The following is a 25030-nucleotide window of genomic DNA, read 5'->3' as shown; positions in this document are numbered from 1 at the left end:
CATTTTTTGCACACCAATTTTAGCGAATAGCCCTCATTGATAATAACAGATCTAACTAAAATCTGTGCAACACAAATATACAAAAAGGCAGACGATTATTCGTCTGCCTTTTGTCAGTATGTTGGTCACTGTTTATTTTGTGACGGTATCTGGCAGTTTAACACCGCGATATTTGGCTACGTCAACTTGTGGGATCTTCGATCCATATTTAGAATTGATGGCACTGATAAAGATGTTTGCCATGAGGGCATTCCCAATTGGCGTGAGGTGGATGCCATCCAAAGAGAATGCATTTCCAGTGATGTATTTGGCACTAACGGCTAATCCATTGATACGAACACCACCTTTTACATTGTTTAGGAATGCATGTACGTCTGCTAAAGCGAGGTCTTTTGAAGCTGCAGCAGCTTTGATGGCTGCATTGTACTCGTTGATCCGCTTCACAACTGTTGCTATTTCGCTTACATCAAGCACGTATTTGTCTTCAACAGGATTTTCGGGACGTAAACCATATGGAATCTGTGCTGCGTTTGGCTTACCCAATAGTCCTGCAGACAAGAAAGGAAGTACAAAATAATCTTGATCGGTCGCTGCACGAGATCCAGATTTCGTAGCGATATAAATATTCGTTACCGGCGCAGGCGGATTTGTTGCGTTGACAGCCGCTAGCAGAGCCGCACGGGTAACCGTTGTAAAATAAGGTGTTGCGGTTACATCTGGAATGGTGGCCAATACACCTTTTTGCCCGCCGGCAGTCAGTGCCTGCACATAGCCATTGAGAATCGCCGTAAATTGAGCTGTTTCAGTCAATACGGTTGTTGGATCGGGCTGATTCGTTGTTGGATTCATATTGACCACTCCTCCGTTAGTTGCCCAACCCAAAGCATCGTTGTTACCCAGTGCAAAACTAAAAAAGGTGTGGTTTTGTGTCGTTGAATAGGTGAAATACGTTTTCGAGGCGTCCCCGTCGGGCAATAAGCGCTCGAAATACGGATTGCCGGCAGTTGAGCCCATGCCTGCTACCATAGAAAGATCCATCCGCATACCCGGTACACCGAGGTTATTGACAGGATCAGTATATTTCGTTAATAGTTTTGTTGAACCAGGTCTGTAGGCAAGTTTATCCGTTACAGGTGCCGTCACGGGCTGTCCATTGACAAGTGCTGTAAGGGTGATGTAGCCAGAACCGTTGGCTTGATCTTCACTGAAAAACGGCGATTTAAATTCCCCGCCACCTACTTGTTTTAACTGCTCAGCAATTAAGTTGGGGTAAGCAACCTTTTGCCCCTCCAGATAAAGGCCCCCATCTGCATATCCTGCCGTCAATGAATTCCCGATGGCAACATATTTTGAAAAATTAAGCGATCCCGCCGAAGGTGTATACTCCTCCAAAGAAGGTTTGCACGAGGCAATTGCTACAAGTGCTAATGCCGCGGCTATGTAAAGTTTGTTTTTTTTCATCTTAGTCAAATTTGGCTGTTAATTACCATTTATAGCTTACACCAATGCCTGGAGCAAAAATATTAGTCGCATAAGTCCCCGAAAGACGGCTCTCAATATTGGTTGACTGGCGAGCCATGATACGCTGATAAGCAAAAGAACCTGTGACGTCAAATTTTGGGGATGGTTTTATTGTAAAACCCCCAGAGATTAAATATCGGGTGTTATCTGGTGTCTCTGGATAAACATAGGCGCTCTGTTGTACTGGAGTGGCGATATAGCCCCCTCCTACACGCAATTGCAAACGGTCGGAGGCAATATACTCCAAACCTGCTTTGATCGATCCTGCTTTATCATAATTTTTTGGCGAATGCGTATCTTGTAAGACAGGCGTATTTTCTTTGTAGTCAAAATCCAGTGCCTTATAAATGTCGTAATTGATTAGTGTTGCATCGATCGCCATTTTTAGCTTTTCCGAAAGCGGGAAGGCTATTCCGGCAGCAAAAGTGGATGGAAGAGGTAACTCAGCACTGAATTTGTTACCCGCAGGAAAATTACTTGCCACCGATTCCGGCACGTCAAAAGTTGCATCCCCATTTTTAAGTTTAGTGACAACTTTCGAGCGGTAACTTAAAGAGATGGAAAATTCATCTTCTAAATTGTAGTGGATACCCACATTATAACCTGTACCTGTACCGGTGCCCTTTAAGGTTGCAAGTCCTGCATGACCATCCGGATAGAATACAGGAACTGAATTTTCCAGGTCTACCGTACCGACGTTATAGACGAAACCACCACCGACACTAAAATTTTCAGTCAGTTTGAAACTTAATGTAGGTTGAATATAGATTGCGCGTAGCGAAAGGCTAACTAAACTGAATTTACCAACCCAATCCTTTCCCCAATCGACAGCCCCACCATATGGTGTATAAACTCCAATACCGGCTTTCCACCAGGAATTTTTAGGCCCAAATGCAGCAAATACTGAAAAAGGAGTGGATATTTGATTTCTAGTATTGTAAACAACGGTGCTTCCAACCTCTTGAAAGGCAGATTTGTACATGACAGCATTCCCAGCAACGGAAATGGCGTTATGATCCATTTTTGCTAAAGCACCCGGACTATAAAAAATGGAAGACTCATCTAAAAAGTAAGCAGAACCTGCTCCCCCCATTCCCACAGCTTTGGGACTTTGTAGATTCACTTGAGATCCTTGTGCAAACAGGAGTGACGGGCTTGCACAAAGTATTGAGAATAGTAGTTTCTTCATACTAGTGTTTATTTTTGGTTAACATTCCTCTTTCAAATACAATGCTAACATAATAAATGTTTGACTAAAATTAATAAATGTTGTGTAATATTTTTTTTGCTCGTACCTTTAAGTGCAAGGATAACAAAATTAAACGATCATAATTATATGGCTACAATTACATTTAAAGGCACTCCAGTAAATACAAAAGGCAGTTTACCTCAGGTTGGCGAGCAAGCACCTGATTTTAAATTAACTGCAGGCGATCTTTCCGATAAGTCTCTTGCAGACTTTAAAGGAAAAAAAATTGTGTTAAATATTTTTCCTAGTGTCGATACAGGAACTTGTGCTGCTTCTGTACGTGCATTTAATCAAGAGGCTTCTCAGTTGGATAACACGGTCGTATTGTGTATATCCAAAGACTTACCTTTTGCGCAAGGACGTTTTTGTGCAGCAGAAGGTTTAAATAATGTGGTGACATTATCAGAATATAAAGATTCAAACTTTTCTGATGCTTATCAATTGACTATCGCCGATGGTCCTTTGGCAGGTCTGTTGAGCCGTGTGGTCATCACATTGGATGAAAACGGAAAGGTATTGTATGAAGAGCAAGTTGCGGAAATTGCAGACGAGCCCAATTATGCTGCAGCCATTGCTTCCTTGAATTAAAGGCGATGGCAGAACGAATCAAAAACGCCTTCGCAATAAGTGAAGGCGTTTTTGATTTTAAGTGGAGCTTCTTCGCTGTTATTTTGTTTTCTCCAAAGCCTGCAAGATATCGTTGATAATATCTTGTTGATCTTCCAAACCCACCGATAGACGGATACTGCCGGGTTTGATGCCTAAATTGAGGCGTTCATCTTCGGATAGTTTAGAGTGTGTGGTGGAAGCAGGATGCGTAGCGATCGATCTTGAGTCACCCAGATTGGACGTGTATAAAATCATCTCCAACTGGTCCACAAAAGCTTTTGCGCGCTCGAAGCCTCCCTTGACAACCAACGTTACAATGCCACCACCGGCTTTCATCTGTTTCTTGGCCAGTTCATATTGTGGATGGCTGGGCAAGAATGGATATTTGACATCTTCAATCTCTGGATGATGTTCCAAAGCTATAGCCAAAGCCAATGCGTTGGAACAATGGCGGTCCATACGGATGCCCAAAGTGTCCAAACTTTTCGATATGATCCAGGCATTGAATGGGGATAACGCCGGACCTGTATGACGGATGAAGAACATCAGTTTGTCGATAAGCGCTTGTTTGCCGACAACAATCCCACCCAAAACACGGCCTTGCCCATCCATATACTTCGTCGCCGAATGGATAACCAGGTCAAATCCATACTGAATGGGTTTCTGGAGATAAGGTGTGGCAAAACAATTGTCGATCGAAAGGATAATATGGGGATATTTCTCTTTGAACTTACCCAACCATTCCAGATCCACCAATTCCAACCCGGGGTTAGAGGGAGATTCTAGAAAGATAATTTTTGTATTGGGCTGGATCGCTTTTTCCCATTCTTCGGGATTTGCTGCATCCACATAAGTCGTGGTCACTCCCCAGCGGGGGAATAGCTCCGTAAATAACTGGTGAGTAGACCCGAATATTGCGCGTGAAGAAACGATATGGTCTCCACTTTCAATAATTCCCGCAAAGGAAGCAAATACGGCCGCCATACCGGACGCAAATGATAACCCTGCTTCTGCACCTTCCAGAATACACACTTTGTTGATGAATTCTGAAGTATTTGGGTTGGCATAACGGGAGTATATCATCGCATCCTCTTCGCCAGCAAAGACCGCCCGACCTTGTTCAGCGCTGTCGAAGATAAAACTTGATGTAAGGTATAAGGGGGTCGAATGTTCGCGAAGTGCAGAACGATCGACCTGTTCACGTATGATTTTAGATTGATCTTGTTTCATGATATGTAAAGGTACGAGATGAAAATTTTATATCCACATTTTTAAGTAGTGAAATCATTTATTTTCATCAGATTTCCAAGGGTATTTTTCTGCATGTTAAACTTGTTTGCCTGCTCACAGTGGATCATAGTTGCTATTGAATTGCCATAGTTTCAGTCGGACCAAGCGATTGTCGGGTATGCTTAGCGGTATTAACATTCAAGACTTTTTATCCGCGAAGTGATTTTGGGGTTACAATCGTACGCAAATGTTACATACAGCATTTTGTAAAAACTTCTTATCTTAGGGCTTTACAACCTAATTTTCTAGCACATAAATAAAGACTATGTTGACAATCTTGTTATCTTCCATTTTACTTTCCAGCGGAACTGTAGCCAAGTCAGATACTTTAAAAGCTTATGGGGCTTTGCCGACAGAGCGTCAATTAAAGTGGCAGGAGATGGAAACGTATTGTTTGATCCATTATACACCAACAACTTTCCAAAACAAAGAATGGGGTTACGGTGATGCACAGCCTGCGTTGTTTAATCCTTCGGCTTTTGATGCGAACCAAATTGCGCAAGCTGCAGCGGCCGGTGGTTTCCGGGGGCTAATTAGTGTGGCAAAACACCACGATGGATTCTGTTTATGGCCAACCAAGACGACATCTTACAGTATTGCCGCTTCACCATGGAAAAATGGAAAAGGTGATATGGTCAAAGACTTTATGGAGGCGACCCACCGGAATGGGATGAAATTTGGTGTATATCTTTCTGCTTGGGACCGTCACGATGAACGTTACGGTACTCCAGCCTATGCCGATGCGTATAGGCAACAGCTCACTGAATTAATGAGCAATTATGGTCCATTGTTTACCTCTTGGCATGATGGCGCAAATGGTGGGGATGGCTTCTATGGTGGACATGAAGGGAAGCGCATCATCGATCGCACAACTTACTATGAGTGGCATGAAAAAACTTGGCCTATCGTACGTAAATTACAGCCCCAGGCGGTGATTTTTTCAGATATCGGTCCGGATATGCGTTGGGTTGGCAATGAAAGAGGATATGCGGCCGAAACATCATGGGCAACTTTTACGCCCATTGGGTTAAACGGAAAAGTCGCTGTTCCGGGTGCAACAGAATCACACAATGCCGAAACGGGCGACCGTAATGGTAAATATTGGATACCTGCTGAATGTGATGTGCCTCAACGCCCCGGATGGTTTTACCATGAGGAGCAAAATAGCCGCGTAAAAACACCGAACGAACTGTTTGAAATCTATCTGAAATCTGTAGGTAGGGGAGCCTGCATGAACCTGGGCTTAGCACCGATGCCCTCCGGTACATTACATGAGCACGATGTGAAGTCGTTGCAGGCTTTTGGAAAAAAAGTGAAGGAAACTTTCCGTACAAATCTAGCCAAAGGGGCAAGCATTACAGCATCAAATACACGTAATGACGACAGTAAAACCTACAGTACAGCGTTTATTATCGATGACGACCGCTATAGCTATTGGGCAACAGACGATGCCAAAACATCGGCTACGCTAGAAATTAAATTACAATCACCGGCTAAATTTGATCTTATCCAGTTAAGGGAGAATATTAAGCTGGGGCAACGTATCGATAGTGTTTTCGTTGAGCGATGGGAAAATAACAGCTGGAAGCCCTTAGCCAAAGCAACAAGCATTGGTGCAAACCGCCTGATCAAATTGGAACAGCCGCAGACTGCAAGTCGATTAAGGCTATATGTTTATGCGCCTGTAGCGATTACGCTCAGTGATTTTGGATTGTTTAAGGAATATGATGAGCCATTTGCCTTTCGCACAGAAGAAGTCAAAAAGCTACGCGGTTTTCAGATTAAAACCGGCAGATCTAATGCCAATGCCTATATGTTGGATGGAAAGGCGAATACTTTCGCTACAGTTGCCGATCAGGGCGTAATTGTTGTCTCCACAGACAAACCTGTTTCTGGTATCGGCTTCCTTCCTCGTCAAGATGGAAAGCATGTTGGCACACCAACACAGTATCGCATATCTACCAGTGCCGACGGTAAAAAATGGACTGTCGCCAAAGAAGGAGAGTTCTCTAATATTAAAGCAAACCCAATTTTACAACAGGTGTTTTTTGATACCAATAGCGCAACCAAGTTTATCAAATTTGAGCCCAAGCACTTTATAGAAGGCAGCGAATTAGCCATAGCAGAATTTGAATTGTATGGTAAATAGAATTTTAATGCTCATCGTGGTATGTGCCAGTCATACCACGATGCTTTTTGCTCAGCAACAGCCGCTTGTACTTTGGTATAATAAGCCCGCTAAAGTCTGGGAAGAAACTTTACCACTGGGAAACGGACTTATCGGCATGATGCCGGATGGCAATCCCCATCAGGAAAAAATTGTACTCAATGAGATCAGCATGTGGTCGGGTAGCCCCGAGGATCCCAATAAGGATGAGGCCTATAAAAATGTCGACGCCATTCAGGCACTACTTAAAGCGGGCAAAAATGATGAGGCCGAAAAGCTGGTTAACGAAACTTTTGTTACGAAAGGAAAGGGTTCTGGATTTGGCAACGGAGCAAATGTACCCTATGGCTGTTATCAACTGTTCGGCAACCTATTACTGGATTATAAATTGCCAGCCGGAACAGTGGAAGACTACAAACGCTCATTGGACTTAGCGACAGCGTCTGCGCAAACTTCATTTAAAATAAACGGGCAGCAGTTCCAACGAAACTATTATACATCCTTTGATAAAAATGTTGGACTTATCCAACTGAACCAACCGAAAGATAAGGTACAGAAGGTTGACCTATCGTTCCAGCGCCAAGAAAATATCGACCGGTACACCCTACTGAATGATGGAATTCTAATTGAAGGATCATTACCCGATGGAAAAGGTGGTAAAAACCTGAAGTTTGTCGGCTTAATTCGGGTAAAAGGTGAAAATCTGCAGATCAGCAAAATGGATCAGGTTTTGCAAGTATCGGTAAAGGGCAATCTCACAATCTATTTTTCCGCAAGTACTTCCTATTATGGAAAGAATCCAATACCTGTTGTCAAGGCAAATGTGGAAGCGGCAAAAATCGCTGATGAACAAAAAATATACCGCAACCATCTTGCTGCGTACCAAAAGATCTTCAATCGGGTAAAACTCAACCTATTTGGCAATGCAGCCAATGATACTATTCCTACGAATGAACGGATAGCAAATTTCTACAAAAATCCAGTACAGGATCCAGATCTGGCGACGATTTATTACCAATTTGGGAGATATTTGAATATTTCAAGTGCTGCTCCGAAAAATACAAATTCACTTCCCCCTAATTTGCAGGGCCTATGGGCAAATGAGATCAATACACCGTGGAATGGTGACTATCATCTCAACATCAATGCACAGATGAATCATTGGGGAGTAGAGGTCAACAACCTGACGGAATATCATCGGCCTTTTATCGAGCTGATCAAGCGTATTGCTAAGACGGGTGAACAGACCGCAAAGGCATACTATAATGCACCGGGATGGGTGGTTTATATGATGACCAATGTATGGGGATATTCTGCTCCGGGCGAGCAAGCTTCCTGGGGAGCTAGTACGGCTTCGGGCTGGCTATGTAACCATCTTTGGGAACATTATCTCTTTACCGGTGATAAAAGTTACCTCAGCGAGATTTATCCGATATTAAAAGGAGCTGCCGTGTTTTACGATCACACACTTGTTCAAGACCCTAAAACAGGGTGGTGGGTGACGTCGCCGTCGGTATCGCCAGAAAATGCGTTTCGGATGCCCAATGGGAAAGTTGCTGCGGTGGTGATGGGCCCTACAATTGATAACCAGATCGTTCGGGAATTGTATCAGGCGTTGATTCAGGCAGATGCTATTCTTAAAAAGAAAGACATTTTTGTTGATAGCCTCAAATTGAAGTTAAAAAATATTCCACCGCCTGTGGTCGTTAGCGCATCTGGGCGCGTGATGGAGTGGCTAGAGGATTATGAGGAAGTTGAACCTAAACATCGGCACGTATCGCATTTATATGGCCTATATCCAGCAGCATTTATATCGCCACAAACAACGCCCGAATGGGCTGAAGCGGCGCGTCAGACGCTCGCTGTACGTGGGGATGAAGGAACAGGCTGGTCGAGAGCCTGGAAGATATTGTTCTGGGCAAGACTGCAGGATGGAAATCATGCGCTCGAGATTCTAAGACAGCTACTCAAACCGGCATATCGCAATGAAACGACTTACCAAGGTGTTGGAGCGGGCACTTACCCCAATTTGTTCTGCGCGCATCCACCTTTCCAGATAGACGGAAATTTTGGTGGAGCAGCAGGGATTGCCGAGATGCTCATTCAGAGCCACAATGGTTATATCCACCTATTGCCTGCCTTACCCAAAGCTTGGCCAAAAGGGGAAGTTAAAGGTCTCAAGGCCCGAGGAAATTATACCGTAGATATCACATGGGAGAATGGGAAAGTCTCCGCATTGCAGATTAAAGGAAAAAAAGGAAAGATTCGACTATTTGAAAATGGAAATTACAGGGATTATGAAGTGCGTTAACTATGTGTGTTTGATAGCTGTGTTGGCCTTGGGGACAACAAGCTGTTCCCAACGCACAGAATCGGAAAAGAAAGCGGCAATAGCGAAGAGTTTCAGTTACACGATCACCGGAAAAACCACTGCCCCGGATGGGACGCAGGTAAGCCTCGTGGATCACGACAATACATTGCAGCAATTTGTAAAAACGCAGGTCACTAATGGACAATTTGTTCTGGAAGGCGAATTGGCTATGGCGGGATTTTACGATATCCAGATCAAGGGAATGGAGCCTTACACGTTAGTTCTCGAAGGTGGAAGCGACTACGAGCTGAACGAAGAACATGGGAAATTTACGTTGACGACATCTTCTTCCAATGCTAAAGATTTTATGCAGTTCAATGCGAAATATCAACAGCGTGAACAGGAAGAAAAAAGTAAAAGCACCAATAAAAGTCAACGGATAAAGCAGCTGGAGAGTCAGTTGCCTTCGATGGCAGCAAGAAACGACGGTTCTTATGAAAAAGCAGTGGATGAAATACAGCGGTTGAGCGGCACTGGCGCATTTAACCCACGCACACTTTATGCCGATTTTATTCTCGACAGTACCCACCGTTCCTCCTTGCTATTGCCTTATTTTTTTAAGTACGTATCGCTCGACCAGACAAATTATAAGAAATTTGATGCGGCATTGCAGGGCTTCGATGTTGAACTACAGAAACACCCTTATTTCAAATTTGCCAGGGAAAAGGTCGATAAGGTGAAAGATTTTTATGAAAATATGCCGGTGTTCCCATCGATAACGCCGATGAATGTGCAAAGGGATACGCTGAACCTGAAAGATGTTTCAAAATCAAAAATGTTGATTGCCGCATTTTGGAAAGCATCAAATAGCAATAGTAAAGCTGATATCAAGATGCTTCGGACAAAGGAAGCGCAACTGAATGCCCTAGGGGTAAAGGTTATTTACTTTTCGCTGGATAAGGATCTGGACAAATGGATGAAAGCAAGCAAAGATCTTGCCCTGGGAAAACAGAGTTACTTTTTAAACTACAACGATCAGGCTATGATGGAAAATAATTTTGGGATAGACCGCACACCAAGCTATTTGTGGATTAATCCGGAGACGCTCCAGATCTTATCTTTGAGCGGTGAAGATCCAGCGATGCCACCGTTTCTTGGGAAGGTAAGGGAATTTCTTGTTAAAAATTAACGTTTATTGTCTTAAAAAGCCCTATATTTGAAATAACTGTTTAATATTTGTTATTTCTATACCTAATGAAAGTTGTTCAATTTACAGTTCCGGTAGTTTACCAAGGATCTATTTGTGTGCAGGAAGACATCCTGCCTTCATTTTACAGCAATTACCACCGGCACAAGGAGATCCAGCTGACCTATATTTTAAAGGGGCGGGGAACGTTTATGATCGGCAACTTTACGCACAGTTTCGAGCAGGATGAAATCTATATTGTGGACGCGGATGAACCGCATATGTTCAAAACGGGAGAGGATGTAAAGGATGGTATTCATGCCATCCATATTTTTTTCGACTATGAACATTTTAGATCATTCTTGGACTTCCCTGAATTTGATGATGTCAAGTATTTTTTGGAACACATTAATGTCAGTAAAAAATTGGATGCGGAATATGCTGTAGCATTGAAAGAAAAGTTTGTGCAGATCAATGCAAGTGACGGTATCGATCGGTTGCTGTCGTTGGTAAAGCTGATTAATTTTTTGAGTAAAAAAGTAGATCAATGGACTTCACTGTATACCGGTATCCCACAAAAGAAGTTTTCAGATGCCGAAGGATTGCGGATCAACGAAATATTCCAATATACTTTTCAGCACTTTGGAGACAAGATTTCCCTGGAAGATATCGCTGCGGTAGCACACATGACACCACATGCATTCTGTAAGTATTTTAAAAAGCATACCCGGAAAACCTATGTTACTTTTCTCAATGAAATCCGCATTGAACGCGCCTGTAAAATGTTGATAGATGAATCTTCGGAAAGCGTTTCGAACATAGCATTTAAGACGGGATTTAATAATGTTGTGAATTTTAATCGGGTATTCAAAAAAATAACCAAACTCTCGCCGAGTGAATACCTGCAGGAACACCGCATGCGCGACTAGCGCGTTTGATGTTTCAGCGAGTCGTTCGCAATTGGCAGACACGCATCAGGTCCCATTGGAAGCGCAATTAAACGTGAAAGATGACGTTGATCTTCACTGTACGAATAATCCAGCCAAACTTTGTAAATCAGCGGCGGTATTCCCAAAAAGCAAAAATGAGTTGTAACATTTTGGTTACTATTTTGGATTTAAATAATTTATGAGTTAATTTTATTCTGCCGGTTAATTAACTTATAAATCATTTATATTTATGAAAAGAAAATCCAAGTCAACTTGGGGAATTCTTTCGGGTGTATTCATCCTGGTTTTAGCCGCATTGCCTTCGTGTAAAAAGCATGCAAAACTTCCCGATGAAAACAATGAAACAATTCATGCCGTAAAATTCAAGATCAAGGATTTTGAAACGATTGTTACTCCGCTAAAAAAACAAGCAACAAGCACAAATCGGGCTGCCTTAAGCAAAACCGCTTCCGAAAACGAGTTACTACTGTATCATTGGACCTTTGACAACAGCAACACCATTCCTGAGGCTGCGCTAGATGAAGGTATCTTAATCGATTACAACGATGGAAAGACAGATTATGATTTTCTGGCCGGCTGGCCCACAACGGGGAAAGCCATTAGTTTCAAAGGTGCTAGAGAGATCTTGATTAAAATTCCTACCCAAGGTATTCGTTCCATAGGCAGCTGGGTATTTGATGCAAATAGCTCAAGCACAGGTCCAAGGGCGCTCTTATTGAGTTACTCTTTGGATAAGGGAAATAATTTTTCGCTGCTCTCAGATACCATCAAGTATCCCTCAAATCTATCGTTGTCAGGAAAAGTCGCCGTGAACACCTCTTTGGCAGATATACCCCTAGGGTACAGTAAGGAGCTTTGGTTGAAAATTTCACTATTGGCTGGAAATAGAGATGGTGGAGCCGGTTATAGTGCAACGACAGGCACTTTTAAGATGGATAATTTGATGATTTATGGTCAAGTAAATCCAGAAGCGCTACCCAGCAAATTTTACTATCATGTTTTCGATGCGCATTCAAAGGCAATGGTTACCTCAGGGGTGCTTAACTCGCAGGACGCTTTTGATTTAGAATTGCCGAACGGCACCTACTATCTGAGCCTGATTGCCAAAAATTCAACATTGCCTCTGGTGATGTCGGAGGCCGCTGATTTTGAACACTTCTATGCTACGAATCCTTTTTCTGAACAGTCTGCAGAGTTATTTGCCGGTCGGGATACTTTTGAAGTGAAGGGTGTTACCGAGCGGGTATTGAACTTAAATCGGATCTACAGCGAGGTTAAACTGACATTTACCGACACGGAGGATCTAAGTATAATAGATAGTATACAGGTGGAGCAGCTTCATCCTGCATTTCATTATTATCCCTTTATAGCACGAAGTAATGATCAGCTCGATAAAAGTATGTTGACTATAGTCCCACATTTTACAGCAGAAAATCAAAGTTTTTCTTTCAATCAATTTATGGGCTATTATTTAGAAAACAAGGTCATTAAATATCAGTTCCGCGTTTTCAGGTCAGGTCAGTTACTACGTACATTTGAATTAGGTAGCGAAATCCGAAACAATGTTCAAATACAATTTAAGGGCAAATTGTTGGAATCTGCCCATGGAGCACTGGGTTTCCAGATCTTGAAGAACGAGCGTTGGGATGATCATATTGTGATAGCATACTAAGTAAAGCTTTTTTCATCTACCATCTAGCCTCCCTACATCTATAACAGAAAAAAGGTGTCNNGACACCTTTTTTCTGTTATAGCATTTTGGCTATATTAATTTTTTTAGCATGGTATTCCAACCAGCTAGGTCATTTATTATTTTTTCAAGATCGGCAATGGCAACACGTTCTTGTGCCATAGTATCCCGGTGGCGGATCGTGACAGTGTTGTCTTGCAAAGAATCGTAATCAACTGTGATACAGATCGGCGTTCCGATAGCATCCTGACGACGATAACGTTTTCCGATAGCATCTTTTTCGTCGTACTGAACATTGTAATCCAATTTCAGCGTATTCAATATTTCTCGCGCTTTTTCTGGCAAACCATCTTTTTTGGTTAATGGTAAAATTGCAGCTTTTACCGGAGCCAATGCTGGAGGGAATTTCAATACAACGCGCGAATCTTGTTTTTCTTCCGTAGAAAGATCTTCCGTTACCAGGGCGTTACATAATACAGTTAAGAAAAGGCGGTCCAATCCAATGGACGTTTCAATCACATACGGAATGTAGTTTTGATTGATCTCCGGATCAAAATATTGCATTTTCTTTTTAGAAAATTCCTGATGTTGTTTCAGGTCAAAATCTGTGCGCGAGTGAATACCTTCCACTTCTTTAAAGCCGAATGGGAAGTTGAATTCGATATCAACAGCCGCATTGGCGTAGTGTGCTAGTTTATCGTGATCGTGGTAACGGTAGTTGGAAGGATCGAAGCCTAAAGCCAAATGCCATTTCAGGCGAGTCTCTTTCCATTTATTGTACCATTCCAGTTCCGTGCCTGGGCGGCAGAAAAATTGCATTTCCATTTGCTCGAATTCGCGCATACGCATAATAAACTGACGTGCGATTACTTCATTCCGGAAAGCTTTACCAATTTGGGCAATACCAAAAGGAATTTTCATGCGTCCTGTTTTTTGTACGTTCAGGAAGTTGACGAAAATACCCTGTGCAGTTTCAGGACGAAGGTACACTTGATCTGCACCGTCAGCCATAGCACCCATTTGGGTTGCAAACATCAAATTAAATTGACGTACTTCAGTCCAGTTTTTGGTCCCTGAGACTGGGCATACAATGTTATGTTCTTCAATAATACTTTTCAGAGCGGCTAGATCGTCTGCATTCAATGCGGTATTCAACGACTCTAATAGTGCTGTTGCTTCAGTCGTTTTACCATCAGCTTCATAACGCGCAATTTTATCTTCGATCAATTGATCAGCACGGTAACGTTTTTTTGAATCCTTATTGTCGATCATCGGATCGTTGAATCCATCAACATGACCAGAGGCTTTCCATGTCGTAGGGTGCATGAAAATTGCGGCATCAATACCAACAATGTTTTCGTGCAATTGCACCATGGATTTCCACCAATACGTCTTTAGGTTGTTTTTTAATTCCGAACCTAATTGACCATAATCGTAGACGGCACTTAATCCGTCATATATTTCGCTCGATTGAAATACAAAACCGTATTCCTTCGCGTGTGATACTACACTTTTGAAAAAGTCGTCTGTCTGTTTGCTCATAAGTGGCAAATATAGATATAAGTATTTAGATTTTAAACGCCTAAATCGCGGATCTGCTGAGACGCATTTTTGTTATCTACTTTTTTGATTATATGTTGGATAATACCATCCGCATCAATCACAAAGGTAGTACGTGCTGTGCCCATATACTTTTTGCCATACATATTTTTTTCGACCCATACACCATAAGCCTCGACGAGTTTCATGTCTTCATCGACAAGCAACTGAAAAGGTAGCTCATGTTTACTGATGAATTTTTGATGTGATGCCTCATTGTCCACACTTACGCCTATGATCTCAAAACCATCTTTTTTCAAAGACTGATAATTGTCCCTGAAGTTACAGGCTTCTGTCGTACAGCCAGGTGTATTGTCTTTGGGATAAAAATATAAAATAACTTTTTGCCCTTTAAAATCGGAAAGATGGACGGTCTCGCCATGTTGATTTTTTGCACTGAAATCCGGTGCTTTCTGTCCTGCTTCTAGTGTTGCCATAATACGTTGTATTTAGTCATTTAAGATACGATTAATATCTTAAAACCGCTGATTTATTACCGAAAATCAGGACTCTATTTCATAAATGAAGCTTCGTATGTCTTTACATTTCCTTTGTTGTCTTTCACTTCAAGTTTAAAGTCGTGTCTGCCGCTGCTGAGGTCTGGTTCGAAGTCATGCCAGATATGTCTTGTTTTAGGATCATATTTCATTAACGCCCATTTCCCATCAATATAAGCGTCAAAAGTAGCTATACCCGATAGATTGTCGCTGATGGTAAAATCGATGGAGCGTTGATTAGATACATTCTTGCCGTCAGTCAGGTTACGCGCAATGATATTCGGTGCAATGGTATCGACAGCGATGTAAAAACCACCAAATTCGCGTACATTGGCTACCACCCAGCCGTTCTCATATTTACCCCCTTGTGCACCGCCATCAGAAGAAACGATCAAGGCTTTGTCATACAGGTTTTCAGACAGGGTGTAGTCGGGTTTGATCATGAGCTTGTAGTATCCGAAGACCGGTGTATACACGTTGTGGATATAGTGCATTGCCGAGTAACCCCTTGCTGGTTTTGCTCCTTGTGTATAATTGAAGTAAAGGTCGTCATACAAGATGTTTTTGCCCATGTAAATACGCGCGTTCTCGGCTTCATATTTGTTTTCGTCGGCATAGTGAAACATTTTAAGGCCCTTCGCAGTTGGGCGGCTGATTGACAGCGACAGATTGTTTTGTACCTTAAAATTCAATTCACTCGTATTCCCTTGAACATCTTTAACCACATATTTTACATCATGGACCTCATTGTCTTTCAACGTTATTTTACCGAGGTTATCCAAGTTTTTAAAGATGTTGATCGGGTTGTTTGGATCTTTGAAGCTCTTTTGCACGCGTACCCCCGACTTTTTTAAGTAAGGGTAGTCTACGTAGGACTGTATCGCACGGGTCTGATCAAAAGGAATGGATTCGAACAGTACCGTGCTGATGTTTTTATTATCCAAAAATAGTTCAATCGAATACACGCCATACGTAAAGGAGATGCCTCTCCGTTTATCAACGGTGTTGATTCCTAATCCAAAGGTGCCATTCACAGGTATCGGCGCTGTACTCGCTAAGCTATAGGTACCATTGCCGGCCGACTTGATCGTTTGATGTCTTCGAGGAGTATTTTCGTCGAATATTTCGGAACCTAAATCGTAGACCGTCATACCGCGGATAATCGGTTTTACACCGTCTGGAAACAACAGGCCAAACAATTGCGGATTAAGCGGCAATTGTGCTTTTGTATCCCGGATCTCGAAATGAAGATGTGGGCCAGCTGAACCACCGGTATTTCCTGAATTGGCAATAAATTCACCTTTTCTTACAGGAACTTGGTTGGGTTTGAGAAATACATCGACATCAAAACGTTTTTGTTTGTACTGCTCATCTTTGACGATTTTCGCAAGATCCGAATTGAAACTTTCGAGGTGCATGTACACAGAAGTATAACCATTCGGATGATCAATGTAAACATAATTGCCCCCACCACCAATTTGTACCCGTACACGGGATACAAAACCTTCTGCTGCCGCGTGTACAGGTATATTTATACGTTGTTGTGTACGGTAATCGTCTCCGCCATGAAAATGCGTCGCGCGCAATTCGCCAAACGATCCCGAAGCCTGCGGAGGAATATCCATCGGGCGGACAAAATAATTCTGTGGATAATTGCGGCTTTTGATAATATCTTGTCCCTTGATTAGACCTGTCATGCAGGCCAGCAGGGAGAGCATTGCTGTCGTTTTTTTTATCATGCTATTTCCCAGCTATTTGATTTTACAGCTAAACATCTTCTGTTCGCCAATGAAACCTTCCAATAAATCGCCGATGGCTACAGATCCGACACCAACTGGAGTTCCGGTGTAAATGAGGTCACCTTTGCGTAGGGTAATAAATTTGGAGGTGTAGACAATCAGATCTTCGTAGGAAAATATCATGTCCTTGGTATTTCCCTGTTGAACTGTTTGCCCATTTTGCTGCAGGGAGAAATCAATCGAATTTACTTCCGCAAATTCTTCTTTAGGAATCAAGTTGCTGATGACTGCCGAATGGTCAAATGCTTTTGCCAATTCCCAGGGAAGGCTTTTTGCTTTTAATTCTTGCTGTACATCCCTGGCGGTAAAGTCAATCCCCAGGCCGACAGCATCGAAATAAGTTGATGCAAATTTTGGTGTCACATGTTTTCCTTCCTTACATATCCGAAGGACGACTTCGGTTTCAAACTGGATATTTTTTGAAAATTCAGGATAATAGAAATCTTTGTTATCCTTTAACACCGCAGTATCAGGTTTTAAAAATATAATGGGAGTTTCAGGGACTGGATTATTGAGTTCTTTAGCGTGGTCGATGTAATTGCGACCGATAGCAATTATTTTCATGATATAAATTTTTAAGGCGATGAAGCTTTTAGATTTCTTAGCGAGCACTTAAGCTCGACGTCCATCGCATATCTCTGTTAAGCGGTATTCCTTCTGTATAGCTCACTTCAACAAACTTAGTAAATGTCCAAACCTTATCCAAAAATGATGATAAACAACCTGTATTATCCACTAGGTCAAATGGCCTATTTGCATAGGGTTTAGTTAGGGTTAGCTTAGGGTTTAGTTAGGGTTTGTTTAGGTATAGCCTAATTAAAACCTAACTTAAACCTATCTAAATTCTAATTTATTACTAAACTAAATCAAACATTGATGGCTATTATTTGTTAGGCTGTAAAATAGATTATAGCATTACAATAAAAAGGTTTAAAAATGGCAATATTAGAAGATGGTCCGAATGGTGGTTTTCGTGGTAAAGTGGGCTCAGTCTATGGTTATAACCTCAATGGCAAATGGGTGATACGCGGTTCACGTAGAAAGAGTTCCAAACCTCCAACTCACGCGCAATTGACACATCGTGAAAAAATGAAATTGGCCGGTAAGTTTTGTGGTTGGATAAAGCCTATTGTGAACTTTGGGTATCAATTTGAAGAATCTAAAAAATCGGGGCTTGGGAAATTTCAGCTTGCACAACAGCAGATTCTCAAAAACGCGATTGATTTGGATGTCGAAAATAGACCTGTTATTAATATGGAAAAAGTGCAGGTATTTGTCGGGGAGCTCATGTCACCCGAAGGTGTTGAGGCTCGATGGGAGGATGATCTGCTGAAATTACACTGGATACCGAATCCGAAATACAGGGATAGCACTTTTAAATTAAATTTGGCCTTGGTCAGTTTGGATAGGGAGGGGGATCTCAAAATGGCTATCGCGGATGCATGGCAGGGTGAATGTACGGTTGAGATCCCGAGATTTAAAATGGACAAATTTGATTATCATGTCTACATCGGTTTTTGGGATACCTATCAAGGTGTACTCTCCAATTCGACCTATTGCGGTGTCATTTAATAGGATTTTTCAGCCTACTTGTGTATCTTTAACACTATGGATAAAATTAAGGCAGTGTTATTTGACCTAGACGGAACGTTGATTGATTCGGAATATTTCTATTTCAAAAATTGGGCGCCGATATTAAAGGATGAATTTAATTTAGTGATCAGCTACGAAGATTGGATTCGTGATTTTGCAGGGCATACTTTAGCACATAATGTCAAGCGATTGGTCGATGACTACGGCTACGATACGACGGAAGAATATATGTGGAAGCGTACACGTGCAGCTTATGCCGATTCCAACATGAGCGACATAGAATTGATGCCGGATGCCCGGGAAATCTTAACGTTTTTGAAAGAGAGCGGCATTCATATCGGACTTGTCACCTCCAGTTTCCGCAGTACGGTAGATACGGTTTTGGGTAAACATGGGCTTTTGGATTATTTTGAATTTTTCGTTACCCGTGAGTGCGTCGAATTTCCCAAGCCTAATCCGGAGCCATACCGTTTGGCATTGACGAACTTAAACTTAGCAGCGGATAGTTGTGTGGCTATTGAGGATACGATAACTGGAAGCAAATCGGCTTTGGGCGCGGGTATGCGGTTGATTGCGGTGACGAAACAGGAGGTAGAACGTGCTAGACTAACAGCTGTGGATAACATTGTGGAAAACTTATCTGAAGCAAAAGCGCTGTTATCACAATGGATTTAAGGATTGCCGGATAATTTAATCGTTTTAGCATTTGTATTTTTATTTGGATATACGTAATATTACCGAATTGTAAATGGAATTCTGATTATGAACCGAAGAACCGCGATAAAGCAATTTTTCATTGTAGCAGGCGGACTGACAATCTTGTCGTCCTGTCTGAATGATGGTGGTGCATCCATTGTATTGAATAAGCTGAAGATTTCGGCGGAGGATGAGCAGTTTTTGGGCAATCTCGCCGACGTATTGATTCCCAAATCGGATACACCGGGAGGAAAGGATCTGAATCTGCATCTTTTTGTCATCAAAATGGTGGACGATTGTGAGTCGCCAGAAAATCAGGCTAAATTTGTTGCAGGTTTCAACGCATTGAAGAAGCGGTTAAATTTAGCAAATGGTCCAGAGACTGCGGCCACATTGATGGCGTTAAAAGACCAAACCGACGAGAAGGCTTTTTTTGAAACTTTCAAATCACGTGCAATTCAGGGGTATATGAACTCAGAATATGTGATGAAGAATAAGGTGATCTATAGACTTATTCCGGGTCCGTATAATGGTGAGGTAAAAGTTAAGGCGTAAATAGCACATGGCAAACTTAAATATTGACAGTGAAAAAAACAGGACCTACGATGCTATTGTAATCGGTTCTGGAATTAGCGGGGGATGGTCCGCGAAAGAGTTGTGCGAGAAGGGGTTAAAAACATTGGTGTTGGAACGTGGACGTGATGTTCAGCATATTAAAGATTACCCAACCACCAATATGATGCCCTGGGAGTTTGAGCATCGGAACGAAATGCCTTTCAAAGTAAAGGAAGAAAATCCAGTCGTCAGCAAATGTTATGCATTTCATGAGGATGCAGCCCATTTTTTTGTGAAGGATAAAGAGCACCCGTATATTCAGGAGAAGCCATTCGATTGGATCAGGGGATACCAGGTGGGGGGTAAATCGCTGTTATGGGCGAGACAGACACAACGTTGGTCTGATTTTGATTTTGAAGGCCCTGCCAGAGATGGTTTTGCTGTAGATTGGCCGATACGTTACGCCGATTTAGCACCTTGGTACAGTTACGTCGAAAAATTTGCCGGCATTGCTGGAAACCACGACGGACTTCCAGAATTGCCAGATGGTGAGTTTCTGCCGGGATACCCTTTAAATATTGTTGAAAAGTATTTTAAAGAAAGCGTTCAAAAGAGATTTCCGGAACGCAAGGTAATTTCAGCCCGCTGTGCACACCTCTCTAAGCCCAATCCCATTCACATCGAGCAAGGTCGTGTACAGTGTCAAAATCGGGTACTTTGCCAGCGCGGATGCCCTTTCGGTGGATATTTCAGTTCGAATGCCACGACAATCCCTTGGGCCGCAAAGACCGGAAATATGACCTTACGACCATTTTCTGTAGTTCACTCCATCCTGTATGATGAACAAAAAGGAAAAGCCGTGGGCGTACGTGTGATTGACACCAATACAAAAGAAGAAATTGATTTTTATGCTAAGCTAATTTTTGTCAATGCGGCGGCAATCAATACAAATTTGATCTTATTGAATTCTACATCCAACCGTTTTCCAAATGGTTTGGGCAACGATAGTGGAGTTTTAGGCAAATACGTCGCCTTTCATAATTATAGTGCGCGTATCTATGCAGAATATGAAGGACTGTTGGATTTTAAAACCGAAGGGCGGAATCCCGCGGGTGGGGGATATATTCCACGTTTCAGGAACTTGCATAAACAGGAGACCGACTTTTTAAGGGGGTATGCTGCCGGATTCGGAGCTTCGCGCGGTAAACAGTCCGATCGTTCGGGTTTAGGACTTGATCTGAAAAGTAATTTGTTAAATCCCAAATTAGGTGTGTGGCAGGTGGGATCTCACATGATGGGTGAAACCATACCAAAAGAATCGGGGATGGTTTCATTAGACAGTAGTAAAAAAGATGACTGGGGCATTCCGCTATTAAAAATTGCTGTCGATTATGATGAGAACGATGAAAAAATGAAAAATGATTACATCGCTGTCATGACGGAAATGTTTACAGATGCTGGCTTCACAAATATTCGTCCGGATACACACTGGCAGGCTCCAGGTTTGGATATTCATGAAATGGGCGGTGCACGTATGGGACACGATCCGAAGACTTCGGTATTGAACAAATGGAATCAAATGCATGCGGTGAAAAATGTATTTGTCACTGATGGTGCCAGTATGACGTCTACATCAACACAAAATCCTTCATTGACGTATATGGCATTTTCGGCACGGGCTGTCGATTATGCGATCAGCGAAATGAAAAAAGGAAATATCTAAAAGTGCGGTATTGGAGGAAGATTTTTTTTAAAAAATCTTCCTCCAATAAAAATAAAATGTTATCTTTCCAACTGGATAACATGTTACAACCAAGAAACAATAACCAAAAGAAAGACAAAAATTTATAGACAATTAAAAAACCAAAATTGGGAAACCAAAAAATTTTTACAACAAAAGCAAAAGCGATTTAGCTAATTTATTGCGAATTCTGTGAGACAATAATTCCATAGATATTTAGACCTGATGCTATTTATTTTATCGTAAATGAACGCAAAAGGAATCTAATAGGCAATTTTTCAAGCAGTAGATTGCAAAAAAACATCAATTAAGGGAAACTAAATTAAACTAGACGTTCTAAGCTTCATTTTGCTAAAACGTTTTTATAAACCAAATCACTATTAATATGAGCAAAGTTGACGTAAAATCACTTGCGCAGCTTGGGAAAAAATCAAAACTATTTTTCTCATTAGCTGTCATTGCTGGTACTTTCCAACAAGCCAATGCCGCAGTCGCAACTTCATTCAAGTACGAGGGCAAATCCGTCGTGAAAGAGATGAGCCATTTGCAGCAACAAGTTAAAGGGAAAGTATTGGATGCTACCGGAAAGCCAATTTCGGGAGTGAACATCGCCGTTAAAGGTACTTCAAAGGGTACGCAATCCGATGCCTTGGGTAATTTTACACTAGATGCTAAATCGGGGGATGTACTGGTAGTTTCTTCCGTTGGTTACAAAGCCAAAGAAGTCACTGTTTCCGGTACAACAGTTTCCGTGCAATTAGACGATGATCAAAGTCAATTGGACGAAGTTGTCGTTGTAGGGTACGGTACCATGCGTAAATCGGATGTAACGGGGTCTATTGCGATGGTTAAAGGAGCCGACCTGATTAAAGATCAAAGTTTCAGTGCTTTAGATGCCTTGAGAGGCAAAGCTTCGGGGGTAAATATCTTTTCGAATTCAAGCCAACCTGGTGCTAATGCGAATAGAGTTGTTATTCGTGGTGTAGCAACGATCAATTCTTCTTCCAACCCATTATATGTAGTTGATGGAGTCGTGATGGAAGATTTCAATTTGTTGAATCCGAATGATATTGAAAACATAGAGGTTTTAAAAGATGCTTCTTCTGCGGCAATCTACGGTGCGCGCGGAGCAAATGGTGTTATCTTGGTAACCACAAAACGTGGAAACAAAGATGGATCTCGAACGATTAGCTATCAAGGATCGGCGGGTGTTAGCTCGGCTCAGCGATACATGGATTTGCTCAATGCACAGGAATGGGTGGATGCCTTTATGATTGGGTTGGAAAATGAAAATAAGTACCAAGGAAAGTCATGGTCTTTAGATAAAAAGACGTGGTTTAATGATGCAGACTATTTTGATGCAAACGGCAATCCACTGTATGATACCGATTGGCAACGCGAGGCAACCCGTACGGCCATTTCACATAACCACCAATTAAATGTGCAACAAGGTGATGAAAAATCATCTGTTGGTGCATTTTTGAATTATACTGATCAACAGGGAATCATGAACAATACCTGGAATAAGCGGATCAATGCAAAAATGGCTTATGATGCAAAACCGACAACATGGCTCTCTACAGCAATTAATTTAACCGTCAATCACACCTGGGGGCGTTATACGCCGGAAGACGGTGGTGGACAGGAAGCGCGTCGTACCATGATCGAGATGATTCCTTGGTATCCTGTTTATGATAAAAATGGACTCTATACAAATTCTGCATCGTCTACGGTAGCCGAAAAATTAAGTTTTGAAGGAATGGCCAATCCGGTTTCCATTTTGGATTTGCAAAAACGCCTACGCTACAATACACAGATTTTTGGAAATGCGGCATTAACGTTTCATCTGGCCGATGGATTGGATTTGAAAACGCAATTGGGGATTGATCACCATAGAAAAGACTATAAAGGATACTCTTCAAAATTATTAAATAATATTTCCAGACCAAATGGCTGGGCAGAACGTTCGCATACGAATACGCTGTATTGGCAGGAAGAAACCTATCTGACCTATAATAAGCAATTTGATAAACATCGCATCAATGCGATGGCAGGTCTGTCGTGGCAAAAGAAGACCTATGACTACGATAAAATGCGGACGGAAGGATTCCCAGATGATTTCTATGAGTATAATCGAATGAACCTAGGTGTAACGCCAGCTACGCCTGAATCATTCTACAATGATTGGGCGATGAATTCGTATTTCTTGCGGGCAGCATACTCGTATGATAATCGCTACTCTGCAACAGTTACAAGTCGTTATGATGGTTCATCGAAATTTGGCAAGAACAATAAATATGCATTTTTCCCTTCATTAGGTTTGGCTTGGAATGTGTCCAACGAGGAATTTTTAAAGGATAGTCAGACCATTAGCAACTTGAAGCTGCATACAAGTTACGGTTTGACAGGGAACTCTGAAATTGATCCTTATAGATCGTTATCAATCGTAGATGCTGGTACAATTTTATTAAATAATACACGGGCGCCCTGGTCTTATGTCAGCACGATTTCAAATGAAGATTTAAAGTGGGAGAAAACTGCACAGTTTGATGTTGGGGTGGAATTGGGTTTACTTCAAAATCGTCTAAATTTTGATGTTTCTTATTACCGTCGAAAAACAACAGACCTACTGTTGGAGACACCGATACCAAGAGCGACCGGTTTCAAATCCGTCATGAAAAATATCGGCGCCGTACAAAATCAAGGTCTGGATATGATGATTACCGGTACGATTGTGACCAATGAGAATTTTGATTGGAAAGCATCGTTGAACGCCAACTACAACAAGAATAAGGTATTGAAATTGGGGGAGAACAATGCAGATATCTTAAAGAATGATTGGGTCGGTGGTGCAAATAGTGTGATCCGCGTTGGCGAAAACCTCAACAGCTTCTACGGCTATAGAAGGTTAGGTGTCTACACGAAAGCAGATGTTGATGCTGGAAACGCTACGGTGAAGCAAATTGGCCGTGCAAAACGCACAACCGAGAAAGAAATTATCGGTAAAGGTCTACCAGATTGGACCGGTAGCTTAATCAACAACTTGCGTTATAAAAACTTCGACTTTACGTTAGATCTACAATTTGTGAAGGGAGTGGATGTCATGCAACAATTCTTCCATTCAACGTATGATCGTTTTGGTATTACCAATGGTCTAAAAGAAATCCTGACGGATGCGTATAACGGTTCAAATCCGGATACCAAACAACAGGCGATCTACCTGACCAATGGAGGGCATGCTGGTCAGGACACCAATGTGGACGATGCTTGGGTTGCGGATGGTTCTTATGTGCGTGTAAATTTGATACAATTTGGCTATACGTTTAATTCGGACGTACTAAAGCGCATAGGATTATCCAGATTACGTGTTTATGCGAATGCAAATAATCCATTCTTATTCACATCAAAAGATTTTAAAGGTTACGACCCGGAAAGTACTTCTCAGTATGATCCAGAAATGACTTCTCAATTTACTGCACAAGGGAATGGAAAATTTGGACAAAACATGACCTTTTTCTCCTATCCTAGAGCGAAAACATTCTCTTTGGGTGTTAATGTTACATTTTAATGCATAGAA

At 41.9% G+C, this 25030-nt stretch carries 18 protein-coding genes; 11 read left to right on the top strand and 7 right to left on the bottom strand.

Going from position 1 to position 25030, the window contains the following annotated elements; all coding sequences use genetic code 11:
- Positions 1-132 precede the first annotated feature (132 nt).
- Together B3139_RS13705 and B3139_RS13700 are read right to left on the bottom strand one after the other, a co-directional pair.
- Complete coding sequence (locus B3139_RS13705; RefSeq protein ID WP_293883997.1) at positions 133-1461, bottom strand: SGNH/GDSL hydrolase family protein; 1329 nt, start codon at positions 1459-1461, stop codon at positions 133-135.
- A gap of 22 nt (positions 1462-1483) precedes the next feature.
- On the bottom strand, positions 1484-2710 hold the full coding sequence (locus tag B3139_RS13700) for an OmpP1/FadL family transporter (RefSeq protein ID WP_293883995.1): 1227 nt from the start codon (positions 2708-2710) through the stop codon (positions 1484-1486).
- A gap of 147 nt (positions 2711-2857) precedes the next feature.
- On the opposite strand from B3139_RS13700, the gene tpx reads away from it, so the two are divergent.
- Entirely contained in the window at positions 2858-3358 is a 501-nt protein-coding gene (gene tpx / locus B3139_RS13695; RefSeq protein ID WP_293883993.1) for a thiol peroxidase, read from the top strand.
- 78 nt (positions 3359-3436) lie between these two features.
- On the opposite strand, the gene B3139_RS13690 is transcribed toward tpx, so the two are convergent.
- Positions 3437-4609, bottom strand: coding sequence for a trans-sulfuration enzyme family protein (locus B3139_RS13690; protein WP_293883991.1), 1173 nt, complete (start codon positions 4607-4609; stop codon positions 3437-3439).
- 325 nt (positions 4610-4934) lie between these two features.
- Between B3139_RS13690 and B3139_RS13685 the strand changes: the two genes are divergently transcribed.
- From B3139_RS13685 to B3139_RS13665, 5 genes are all read left to right on the top strand, one after another.
- Entirely contained in the window at positions 4935-6818 is a 1884-nt protein-coding gene (locus B3139_RS13685) for an alpha-L-fucosidase (protein ID WP_293883989.1), read from the top strand.
- Positions 6808-9147, top strand: coding sequence for a glycoside hydrolase family 95 protein (locus tag B3139_RS13680; protein WP_293883987.1), 2340 nt, complete (start codon positions 6808-6810; stop codon positions 9145-9147). Before B3139_RS13685 ends, B3139_RS13680 begins: the two co-directional genes overlap by 11 nt.
- Complete coding sequence (locus B3139_RS13675; protein WP_293883985.1) at positions 9134-10336, top strand: DUF4369 domain-containing protein; 1203 nt, start codon at positions 9134-9136, stop codon at positions 10334-10336. Before B3139_RS13680 ends, B3139_RS13675 begins: the two co-directional genes overlap by 14 nt.
- Before the next feature lie 65 nt (positions 10337-10401).
- Entirely contained in the window at positions 10402-11262 is an 861-nt protein-coding gene (locus tag B3139_RS13670) for a helix-turn-helix domain-containing protein (protein ID WP_209578144.1), read from the top strand.
- A 250-nt stretch (positions 11263-11512) separates the two neighbouring features.
- Positions 11513-12955 carry a hypothetical protein gene (locus B3139_RS13665; protein ID WP_293883983.1) on the top strand — a complete coding sequence of 481 codons (1443 nt, stop codon included), beginning with the start codon at positions 11513-11515 and terminating at the stop codon, positions 12953-12955.
- A 90-nt stretch (positions 12956-13045) separates the two neighbouring features.
- Here B3139_RS13665 and B3139_RS13660 read toward each other — a convergent pair whose 3' ends face one another.
- From B3139_RS13660 to B3139_RS13645, 4 genes are all read right to left on the bottom strand, one after another.
- Complete coding sequence (locus B3139_RS13660; RefSeq protein WP_293883981.1) at positions 13046-14515, bottom strand: glycine--tRNA ligase; 1470 nt, start codon at positions 14513-14515, stop codon at positions 13046-13048.
- Positions 14516-14547: 32 nt separating this feature from the next.
- Complete coding sequence (gene bcp / locus B3139_RS13655) at positions 14548-15009, bottom strand: thioredoxin-dependent thiol peroxidase (RefSeq protein ID WP_293883980.1); 462 nt, start codon at positions 15007-15009, stop codon at positions 14548-14550.
- Positions 15010-15083: 74 nt separating this feature from the next.
- Positions 15084-16808 (bottom strand): M23 family metallopeptidase, encoded by a 1725-nt coding sequence (locus B3139_RS13650; protein WP_293883979.1) that lies wholly within the window; start codon positions 16806-16808, stop codon positions 15084-15086.
- A gap of 12 nt (positions 16809-16820) precedes the next feature.
- The gene (locus B3139_RS13645) at positions 16821-17432 is read right to left on the bottom strand and encodes a fumarylacetoacetate hydrolase family protein (protein WP_293883978.1); all 612 of its coding nucleotides are present in this window, start codon (positions 17430-17432) and stop codon (positions 16821-16823) included.
- A 372-nt stretch (positions 17433-17804) separates the two neighbouring features.
- Between B3139_RS13645 and B3139_RS13640 the strand changes: the two genes are divergently transcribed.
- The 5 genes from B3139_RS13640 to B3139_RS13620 all read left to right on the top strand — a co-directional run bounded on the left by B3139_RS13640 (position 17805) and on the right by B3139_RS13620 (position 25021).
- Positions 17805-18440, top strand: coding sequence for a DUF6266 family protein (locus tag B3139_RS13640; RefSeq protein ID WP_293883977.1), 636 nt, complete (start codon positions 17805-17807; stop codon positions 18438-18440).
- A gap of 36 nt (positions 18441-18476) precedes the next feature.
- Positions 18477-19136: an HAD family hydrolase gene (locus B3139_RS13635; protein WP_293883975.1), complete on the top strand. Its 660-nt coding sequence runs from the start codon at positions 18477-18479 to the stop codon at positions 19134-19136.
- A gap of 87 nt (positions 19137-19223) precedes the next feature.
- The gene (locus B3139_RS13630) at positions 19224-19712 is read left to right on the top strand and encodes a gluconate 2-dehydrogenase subunit 3 family protein (RefSeq protein ID WP_293883973.1); all 489 of its coding nucleotides are present in this window, start codon (positions 19224-19226) and stop codon (positions 19710-19712) included.
- A 7-nt stretch (positions 19713-19719) separates the two neighbouring features.
- The gene (locus B3139_RS13625) at positions 19720-21435 is read left to right on the top strand and encodes a GMC oxidoreductase (RefSeq protein WP_293883971.1); all 1716 of its coding nucleotides are present in this window, start codon (positions 19720-19722) and stop codon (positions 21433-21435) included.
- 403 nt (positions 21436-21838) lie between these two features.
- Positions 21839-25021 (top strand): SusC/RagA family TonB-linked outer membrane protein, encoded by a 3183-nt coding sequence (locus B3139_RS13620; RefSeq protein WP_293883969.1) that lies wholly within the window; start codon positions 21839-21841, stop codon positions 25019-25021.
- Positions 25022-25030: the final 9 nt, after the last annotated feature.

The sequence above is a fragment of the Sphingobacterium sp. UBA1498 genome (assembly GCF_002325125.1).
GTDB lineage: Bacteria > Bacteroidota > Bacteroidia > Sphingobacteriales > Sphingobacteriaceae > Sphingobacterium.
The sequence above is the reverse complement of the archived record's forward strand: the minus strand, read 5'-3'. Positions and strand labels throughout refer to the sequence as shown.

Coding starts and splice junctions, on each gene's coding strand:
- B3139_RS13675 (WP_293883985.1), top strand. CDS start 9,134: ATGAAGTGCGTTAACTATGTGTGTTTGATAGCTGTGTTGGCCTTGGGG.
- B3139_RS13630 (WP_293883973.1), top strand. CDS start 19,224: ATGAACCGAAGAACCGCGATAAAGCAATTTTTCATTGTAGCAGGCGGA.
- B3139_RS13705 (WP_293883997.1), bottom strand. CDS start 1,461: ATGAAAAAAAACAAACTTTACATAGCCGCGGCATTAGCACTTGTAGCA.
- bcp (WP_293883980.1), bottom strand. CDS start 15,009: ATGGCAACACTAGAAGCAGGACAGAAAGCACCGGATTTCAGTGCAAAA.
- B3139_RS13660 (WP_293883981.1), bottom strand. CDS start 14,515: ATGAGCAAACAGACAGACGACTTTTTCAAAAGTGTAGTATCACACGCG.
- B3139_RS13690 (WP_293883991.1), bottom strand. CDS start 4,609: ATGAAACAAGATCAATCTAAAATCATACGTGAACAGGTCGATCGTTCT.
- B3139_RS13670 (WP_209578144.1), top strand. CDS start 10,402: ATGAAAGTTGTTCAATTTACAGTTCCGGTAGTTTACCAAGGATCTATT.
- B3139_RS13685 (WP_293883989.1), top strand. CDS start 4,935: ATGTTGACAATCTTGTTATCTTCCATTTTACTTTCCAGCGGAACTGTA.
- B3139_RS13700 (WP_293883995.1), bottom strand. CDS start 2,710: ATGAAGAAACTACTATTCTCAATACTTTGTGCAAGCCCGTCACTCCTG.
- B3139_RS13680 (WP_293883987.1), top strand. CDS start 6,808: ATGGTAAATAGAATTTTAATGCTCATCGTGGTATGTGCCAGTCATACC.
- B3139_RS13625 (WP_293883971.1), top strand. CDS start 19,720: ATGGCAAACTTAAATATTGACAGTGAAAAAAACAGGACCTACGATGCT.
- B3139_RS13645 (WP_293883978.1), bottom strand. CDS start 17,432: ATGAAAATAATTGCTATCGGTCGCAATTACATCGACCACGCTAAAGAA.
- B3139_RS13650 (WP_293883979.1), bottom strand. CDS start 16,808: ATGATAAAAAAAACGACAGCAATGCTCTCCCTGCTGGCCTGCATGACA.
- B3139_RS13640 (WP_293883977.1), top strand. CDS start 17,805: ATGGCAATATTAGAAGATGGTCCGAATGGTGGTTTTCGTGGTAAAGTG.
- B3139_RS13635 (WP_293883975.1), top strand. CDS start 18,477: ATGGATAAAATTAAGGCAGTGTTATTTGACCTAGACGGAACGTTGATT.
- tpx (WP_293883993.1), top strand. CDS start 2,858: ATGGCTACAATTACATTTAAAGGCACTCCAGTAAATACAAAAGGCAGT.
- B3139_RS13665 (WP_293883983.1), top strand. CDS start 11,513: ATGAAAAGAAAATCCAAGTCAACTTGGGGAATTCTTTCGGGTGTATTC.
- B3139_RS13620 (WP_293883969.1), top strand. CDS start 21,839: ATGAGCAAAGTTGACGTAAAATCACTTGCGCAGCTTGGGAAAAAATCA.